Below are 1,583 nucleotides of genomic sequence, written 5' to 3' on the forward strand. Positions count from 1 at the left end.
TCGACCTTGCCCGCCACGCGCAGCGCCCGCAGAGCATTTACCAAAGCGCGACCATCGGCGGCGACGATAGGCGCTTCGCCGGCCGCATAGACCTCGGTCAGCAGCACCTCGTCGGCGCCGGCAATCACGCGCACAAAGTCCTCGAAACAGTCGCGCGTGCGGGTGTAGCGATGCGGCTGGAAGGCCAAGACCAGGCGCCGACCGGGGAAGGCACCGCGGGCGGCCGCCAACACAGCGGCCATCTCGACCGGGTGGAGACCGTAGTCATCGATCAGGGAGAACTCGCCGCCGCCGACAGCGGGCAAATCGCCGTAGCGCTGGAAGCGCCGGCCGACGCCGCCGAACTGGGCCAGCGCCGCTGCTATTGGTGCATCCGGCAACTCCAGCTCGGTCGCCACCGCGATCGCGGCCAGGGCGTTCAAGACATTGTGAGCGCCGGCCAGATTCAGCATTATGGGCAGATCAACCATATCAGCGCGCTGCACGGTGAAGCTCATCTGGCCGCCGGCCAAGGCCTGCACGTCGACGGCGCGCACATCATTGCCTTCGTTGAAGCCATAGCTGATCAGCGGCCTCGACAGCAGCGGCATGATGGAACGAACACCGGCATCGTCGCCGCACAGCACGGCCGCGCCGTAGAAGGGCATGCGGTGCAGGAACTCGACAAAAGCGGCCTTCAGGCGCGCGAAGTCGTGACCATAGGTTTCCATATGGTCGGCGTCGATATTGGTGACCACCGCCAGCATCGGCAGCAAGTTCAAGAAGGACGCATCGGATTCGTCGGCCTCGACCACGAGGTACTCGCCCGAGCCCAGGCGCGAGTTCGCGCCGGCGCTCATCAATTTCCCGCCGATGACGAAGGTCGGGTCGATGCCGGCCTCGGTCAAGACGGCGGTAACCAGGGAGGTCGTCGTCGTCTTGCCATGGGTGCCGGCAATCGCGATGCCCTTCTTCAAGCGCATCAACTCGGCCAGCATGACGGCGCGCGGCACCACCGGGATGCGCTGGGCGCGGGCGGCAATCACCTCGGGGTTGTCGGGCTTGACGGCGGTCGAGGTGACCACCGCTTGCGCGCCGGCGATATGCTCGGCGGCGTGGCCGATATGGATCTGCAGGCCCAGGCCGGCCAGGCGCTGGGTGGTGGCGCTGTCCGACTGGTCGGAGCCCGACACCGTGTAGCCGAGGTTGTGCAGGATCTCGGCGATGCCGCTCATGCCGGCGCCGCCGACGCCAACGAAGTGGATGTGTTTGACGGCGTGCTTCATGACTCGCTCCTGCCGGGCCGCCCCAAAGGAGCGAAGCGCCCCCTCGGGGGGCAGTGAAGCGACACAGTCGCGAACGTGGGGGTCATGATGTTTTTACCAGGGCTTCAATTTCGTCGGCGACGCGGGACGCTGCGCGGGGCCGCGCCAGCACGCGGGCCTTTTCCGCCATCGCCAGCAAGGCCTCGCGGTCCATGCTTTTCAGCAACTGGTACACGCCGTCGGCCGACATATCTTCTTGCGGCAGGTAGACGGCCGCGCCGTGTTGGGCCATGAAGCGGGCGTTGTCGCGCTGGTGCGAGGTGGTGCTGACGACCAGCG

Annotated in this window: 2 protein-coding genes; both read right to left on the reverse strand. The window is 66.7% G+C overall.

Translation table 11 applies throughout. The features are described from left to right. Positions 1 to 1,265, reverse strand: a 1,265-nt coding sequence (murC, locus tag RMO57_RS09335) for a UDP-N-acetylmuramate--L-alanine ligase (RefSeq protein WP_310385980.1), incomplete at its 3' end; no start/stop codon positions are given. Between the two features lie 82 nt (positions 1,266 to 1,347). Continuing rightward, the coding region (locus RMO57_RS09340) for a glycosyltransferase (protein WP_414896401.1) at positions 1,348 to 1,583 on the reverse strand (236 nt) is incomplete at its 5' end.

This window comes from Roseateles sp., from assembly GCF_031397715.1.
GTDB lineage: Bacteria > Pseudomonadota > Gammaproteobacteria > Burkholderiales > Burkholderiaceae_C > Paucibacter_A.